Origin of the sequence: Streptococcus sp. bf_0095, assembly GCF_004166885.1 — a bacterium.
Taxonomy (GTDB): Bacteria; Bacillota; Bacilli; order Lactobacillales; family Streptococcaceae; genus Streptococcus.
The window spans coordinates 248603-255436 of the sequence record NZ_RCYU01000003.1 but is presented as its reverse complement, the minus strand read 5'-3'; the positions used below and the strand labels follow the sequence as shown (position 1 = coordinate 255436).

The 6834-nt window shown below is 38.9% G+C and carries 5 protein-coding genes; all 5 read right to left on the bottom strand.

Going from position 1 to position 6834, the window contains the following annotated elements; translation table 11 throughout:
* Positions 1-179: 179 nt before the first annotated feature.
* Positions 180-1103, bottom strand: a complete 924-nt coding sequence (locus EAI95_RS08770) for an ATP-binding cassette domain-containing protein (RefSeq protein WP_048714745.1) — start codon at positions 1101-1103, stop codon at positions 180-182.
* Between the two features lie 9 nt (positions 1104-1112).
* On the bottom strand, positions 1113-2180 hold the full coding sequence (locus EAI95_RS08765) for an ABC transporter ATP-binding protein (RefSeq protein ID WP_125335844.1): 1068 nt from the start codon (positions 2178-2180) through the stop codon (positions 1113-1115).
* Between the two features lie 11 nt (positions 2181-2191).
* On the bottom strand, positions 2192-3118 hold the full coding sequence (gene oppC / locus EAI95_RS08760; RefSeq protein ID WP_048692005.1) for an oligopeptide ABC transporter permease OppC: 927 nt from the start codon (positions 3116-3118) through the stop codon (positions 2192-2194).
* Positions 3118-4617 (bottom strand): ABC transporter permease, encoded by a 1500-nt coding sequence (locus EAI95_RS08755; protein WP_129822746.1) that lies wholly within the window; start codon positions 4615-4617, stop codon positions 3118-3120. Before EAI95_RS08755 ends, oppC begins: the two co-directional genes overlap by 1 nt.
* A 64-nt stretch (positions 4618-4681) precedes the next feature.
* Positions 4682-6667 carry a peptide ABC transporter substrate-binding protein gene (locus EAI95_RS08750; RefSeq protein ID WP_061564750.1) on the bottom strand — a complete coding sequence of 662 codons (1986 nt, stop codon included), beginning with the start codon at positions 6665-6667 and terminating at the stop codon, positions 4682-4684.
* Between the last annotated feature and the right edge of the window lie 167 nt (positions 6668-6834).

The window sequence follows — 6834 nt, the reverse complement described above, 5'->3', positions numbered from 1 at the left end:
CCTGCACATTGGTTCGTCTTGTTCAGTTTTCAAAGGTCTTTGTCGCTCTCGCGCGACAACTATATTAGTATATCACGTCCACTTCACCTTGTCAATATCTTTTTCTATTTTTTTAAAAAAAGTTTTTCTTTTTTCAAAAAATAGAAAACGAGAAGCGTATTTTTCTCGTTTTCTTATGATTATACAAGTTCTTTATATTTTTTCTGTTCTGCTTTATTTGCCCAAACGTAATGTCCTGGCTTGATTTCAACCATTTCTGGTTTGTCTGTTGAATAATCATGCTGATCAGGATCATAAACTTTCAGAACTTTTTTGCGTTCTAGAATTGGATCTGGAATCGGAACAGCAGACAGGAGAGATTGTGTATAAGGATGAATCGGATTATTAAACAATTCTTCCGTTTCAGCTACTTCTACAATAACTCCTTTGTAAATAACCGCAATACGATCAGAGATAAATCGAACTACTGAAAGATCGTGCGCGATAAAGAGATAGGTCAAGCCCAACTCTTTTTGGAATTTCTTAAGGAGATTTAAAACTTGCGCACGTACGGATACGTCAAGGGCTGAAATAGGCTCGTCTGCGATAACAAATTCTGGCTCCATTACCAAGGCACGAGCAATCCCAATCCGCTGGCGTTGTCCACCAGAGAATTCATGAGGATAACGAGTTAAATGCTCTGCTAGAAGCCCCACTTCATGCATAATCTCTTTTACTTTACGTACTCGGTCTTCTTCATTTTCGAATAGGTGATAATTGTACAAACCTTCTGAAATAATGTAGTCGACTGTTGCACGCTCGTTCAAACTTGCCGCTGGGTCTTGGAAGATCATTTGAATTTTACGGATTAATTCATTTTCATCCTTGCGCGATTGCTTCCCATTGATCTTTTTGCCATCATACAGGATATCACCTGCACTAGTGTCATTCAAACCAATGATTGCACGACCAATTGTCGTCTTCCCACTACCAGACTCACCAACAAGAGAAAATGTTTCCCCTTTGTTGATGAAGAAATTTGCATTCTTTACAGCTACAAATTTTTTACTTCCTTCACCGAAGGAAATTTCTAGATCTTTAACTTCTATTAATTTTTCTGTCATTTCCTTCTCCTAGTCCTTGATTGTAGTGAATCCCATTTTCGCACTAATCTTTTCATGAAGATTATCAATAATTTCTGGTTTATTGACTTTTGGTGCATCTTCATGTAAGAGCCATGTTTTAGCCCAATGTGTATCTGAAACATTGAAGACTGGTGGATGTTCCTCGAAATCAATTTGCATCGCATAGTCTGAACGCAAAGCAAAGGCATCCCCTTTTACTGGTGAATACAATGATGGAGGAGTCCCTGGGATAGAATATAAATCACCTTTAGAGGTAGACAATTGTGGCAAACTTGAAAGGAGACTCCATGTATAAGGATGTCTTGGATCATAGAAGATTTCTTCTACTTTACCAAATTCTACAATTTCACCAGCATACATTACGGCAACCTTATCTGCAATACTTGCGACCACACCTAAGTCGTGAGTGATAAAGATTGTTGTAAAGTTATATTCTTTTTGCAATGATTTCAACAAGTCAATGATCTGGGCTTGGATGGTTACGTCAAGGGCCGTTGTTGGCTCGTCACAGATCAAAATATCTGGACGACAAGCAAGCGCAATAGCAATAACGATCCGTTGGCGCATCCCGCCTGAATATTGGAAAGGATATTCATCAAAGCGACGTTCCGCTTCTGGGATTCCAACCTTTTCCATATAATCAATGGCCATTTCTCTGGCTTCTTTGGCACTCTTACCTTGGTGTTTAATAATAACTTCCGTAATTTGTGATCCGATTGTATTAATCGGGTCCAAACTGGTCATCGGATCTTGGAAGATGGTTGCAATTTTTGCACCGCGGATATCTTCCCAATCTTTGTTTGACTTGAGTTCTGTTAATTCTTGCCCACGATAATTAATGCTACCATTAGCAATTCGTCCGTTGTCTTCTAACATTCCTGTGAAGGTTTTTGTGAGAACAGATTTACCAGAACCTGATTCACCAACAAGTGCCATGACTTCACCTTCAACAAGGTCTAAGGACACATTGCGAATGGCTGTTAAGACACGATCCCGAACATCAAATTCTACTACGATATCGCGAGCAGATAAGATTACATTTTTATCATTTGTCATATCTACTCCTCCTATCTATGTGTACGTGGATCGCTGGCATCTGCAAGGTTTTGTCCAACGATATAGAATGACAAGGATACCAAGACTAAGACTGTCAATGGAATCCAGAAAAGATACGCATTGGTTGTTACGTTTTGTGAGTAGTCTGAAATCAGACGACCTAAACTTGGAACTGTAATTGGCAATCCCAATCCAAAGAAGGAAAGGAAGGCCTCAGTTGAAATAAAGGCTGGCAACAATTGAGTTGTTGTCGTCACAATAACAGATACCAATTGCGGCAAAATATTTTTAGTCACGATTTTTAGAGTTGGAGTCCCCAAAGTACGGCTGGCCAAGTTGTACTCTAAATCACGGTAACGCATAATTTGGACACGGATAGAATAAGCAATCCCAATCCATCCTGTTACCGTCATCGCCAAAATCAAGTTCCAGAAACCAGCACCGATTGAGTAAGTCAAGACAATAACAATCAACATAAATGGAACGTTTGAAATAACGTTATAAACTTCCATCATGAAGCGGTCGATTGATTTTGACACACCCCAAATCCCACCAATCACTACACCGATTACAACGTTGATCAAGGTAGCAATAAAAGAGATGATAATCGAATTGCGGGCACCAAACCAAACTCCATCAAACAACGATTTACCATTGTTATCTGTACCAAAGAAAGCTTTGGCACTTGGAGGATTCAAACGAGCAGTGAAATCATTTACTTTACTTACATCATTGTAATCAAAGTTTGAAAACATTGGATAAACAAAACTCATCAAGAGAATCCCCACCAAGACTGCTAACATAAAAATGGTTGATTTCTTTTTGAAAAATTGGCGAAATACCGATTTCCAGTAGGAGTACGACGGCGCATCAATTGTTTCAGAGGCAAAGTCGTCACGTTCAACAAATTGGAATTTCTTTTTATCGATTGTAGACATTATTTGCCTCCTTTCTTAGTTGTCAATTTGATACGAGGGTCTACCATAACCATGAGAATATCACCGGCCATTGCTCCAAATACAGCAAGAACAGTAAAGATGAAGACAAGACCCACCACCATGGTATTGTTCGATGCCTTGATGGAATCAATCAACATTTTACCCATACCAGGGAAGGCAAAGACGGTTTCTGTCAAGGTAGCTCCTGAAATAACCAAGACCAATTGAACAGGAATACCTGTAACGATTGGAACCATTGCATTCTTGAAAATATGCTTGCGTGAAATTTCTTTTTCAGAGAGTCCTTTAGCACGTGCAAAACGGACAAAGTCTTGTGAGTGCAAGTCAATCATATAACGACGAATCCAAACAGCCAAACCTGGAGCGGTCAATAGTCCCAGGATGACAGAAGGAAGAACGTACGATCTCCAGTCCTGAGCTCCTAAGACTGGGAAAGAGTCTGGAAGACCGATTATTGAACCAACCAAGCGGACGATGTAGACCAAGGCAATCGTTGGAAGAGCCATCATCAATGTCAAGACAGCTGTTGAGGCACTATCAAACCATGTGTTCTTCAACAAGGCCATGTATGATCCCAATGGAATTGCGATCAAGTAAGCAATTGCAATCCCGATCAAGCCGATAATAGAAGAGCTCACAATCATGGATGGATTTTCATAGTTACTCAAAGTTGCTGTATAAGCATCTCCTTCACCAAAGCGGGCAATATCTTGAGCATCTGCCTTGCTTGGTGATTTGTAAGTACGTGAGTAGATATTGATAGAAGATTCTTTTTTCCCTGTTGGGAAGTTTACTTCACTCTTCTTGGTAGTACCTTGTCCTTGTGTAATAACCTGAAGAACCGGCGTATTTGAATAAGTTGGATAAGATTCACCCAAGTTTAACGATACAAAATTTTGATGAACGAACGGGAATTGACCATTGAAATACAAAAGATATTTATGTTTAGTCCCCGAACCAACTACTGACCAACCAATAGCTGGGTCATTTTCAATGCGAATATAGCGTTCAAGTTTTGGATTGGAAGCATCTTTGATGACATTTGGATGATCAATCTGAATCAGGTTGCCGTAGAATCCAATAACACGTTCAAAGACAGGGACTTCACGAGTTGCGTAAAAGCCTTTGTTTTCAGGGAAACGTTTCAATACCCAGCCATTTCCAAGATTAGAAATGTACTTTTTGTAGATCTTTTCGTTTTCTTTAGTAGGCTCTACAGTTACTGATGAGTCTTCCTTGCTTGCTTTTTCTTTCAAAGCTTTTGAATCAAGATATTCTATATACCCCATACGATCATAGACTGTGTTTTCATAATTGATTTTAGAATCCTTAGTCTTTGCAATCTTATTGTAGTTAGGGTCGTTTTTGAAAATTAAATTTCTTGGGGTTAGCGTATAAATAATTGTATACGTCAATGTCGTAACCAAAAAGATCGACACTAACGAACGTAAAATACGCATAAATATATATTTTTTCATATTCCGTTCCTTTAATGTTCAAAAGAACTTTCTCCCCTATTAGAGAAAGTTCTGATGAAGGTGATTATTTAACGTGTTTTTCTAGTTCTTGCTGAGCTTTCTTATTTGAATCAGCTTTTTCTTTCAACCATTTTTCACGTTCTTGATCATATTGTTTTTTAGTGACAGGCTCATCTTGAACTTCAACATATTTGAAATAAGTTGATCCTTTGTTACCTGTTTGTGATGAAGGTCCAGAGAATGGAACTACTTTTGAAACAACTGTAGATGCTCCAGCGCTAGTCATAGTTGGAATCACTAATGCGCTATCTGTTAACCAAGCTTGCGCTGCTGCAAATTTGTCGTAACGTGTTACTACGTCTAGGGTTTCTTTTTCTGCATCATCAAGCAACTTCGCATATTCATCTAAGCCAACTGCTTTAGCAGAAGCATTGTCGACACCACCAGCAAATCCAAGGTAAGTCTTAGTTTGGTCTGGTGAAGATGGTTGCAAAGTATCAAGGTAAGTAGATGGGTCATCGTAGTCTGGATTCCATCCTACAAGTCCTTGAAGATCCCAGTCAGTTTCTGCAGCTGATGGTACGTTCAATGTAATGTTCAAGACTTCATCTTGGTCCATCATTTGAAGGTCCACAACAACGTTTTCTGTGCCAAGTGTTTCTTCAACTGATTGTTTGAAGGATTGCATCCGTGACACAAAGTTTGTTGAGTTTTGTGCAACTGGAACATCCAAGTGGATTGGGAATTGAACACCTTCTTTTTGGAGTTCAGCTTTTGCTTTTTCAAATTGAGCTTTTGCTTTTTCCTTGCTATAGAGGCCGTTTTGACCGTCCGCAAGATTCACACCGCTCCATTGATCTCCATATGTTTGCAACTTGTCTGCTACTACATCACCAAAGTCTTTACCGTTTACTTGAACAAAGGCAGGTGCAGTGTACATATTCCGAATAGCAGCCTTAGCATAGTCTTTACCATTGACTTGTGCTGAATAATTCTCACGGTTCAAGGCAAAGGTGATTGCTTGACGGAAATTCTTGTTTAAGATAGCTTTCTTAGTAGAAGATTTCTGGTCATCTGACGTCTTAGAAGTATGGTTGTAGGCTTGACGGTCAATGTTGAAACCTAAGACTGCTACACCAGAACCAGGCTGTGTGTTGTAGATATTATCTTTGTATTTTTCTTCAACAGACGCAAAGTTAGAGCTAGCAGGGAATAGACGAGCTTGGGAATATGAACCATCGCTAAAGCCACGCGCCAATGAATCTTGGTCTGATCCATCATAATAAGAGAATTTGATCTTGTCGATATGAACGTTGTCCTTATCCCAATACTCTTCATTCTTTTCAAAAGTGATTTCTGATTTAGAAGTGATTGATTTCAAAAGGAATGGACCATTGAACAAGATTGATTTAACATTACCTGGTTGACCAAATTCATCACCCTTGCTCTTCAAGAAATCTGTACTAATCGGGAAAAGAACACCATTAGTTGTTTTTGAATTCCAGAAAGTTTCTGGTTGGTTCAAAGTATACTCAAGTGTATAATCATCTACTGCTTTGACCCCAACCTCAGAGAAGTCTGAAATTTTTCCTTCTGAGTAGTCTTTCAATCCTTTGATTGAGTCTTTTACCAATGGAAGAGATTCTGATTTCTTGTCTGCCGCATGCTTCAATCCAGTAACAAAGTCATGTGCTGTTACTTCACCATGCTCTTCGCCGTCGGCATCATACCATTTAACACCCTTACGGATTTTGTAAGTATAGGTCAAACCGTCTTTTGAAACAGACCAATCTTCAGCAATAGATGGTACAAGGTTTCCGTATTTGTCGTTCTCCAACAAACCATCTACACCGTTTGTTGTAATATCGTGTACGGAAGCTTTTGAAGATACAGTGTAATCCAAAGTTGTTGGATCATCTGTATAAACATAGCCATATGTTGTATCTTTTTTTGATGCAGACTTGCTATCTTTTGAGCCAGAACATGCTGCAAGGAAAGTTGCTGCGAGCAATGTTACTCCGGCAAATGCAAAAACTTTACTTTTTTTCATTTTGAGTCTCCATTTTATTGAATTTAGATAGAATTATAGCATAAGTGAGACAAAAAGTAAACTAAATTTTCTGAATATTTGGCAAGTGAAAGGAGCCACTAAGCGGAGGACTGTCTAAAAAATCAATCCTTTTTAGTGGCTCCTTCCCCTACTTAAACTTATGCGTT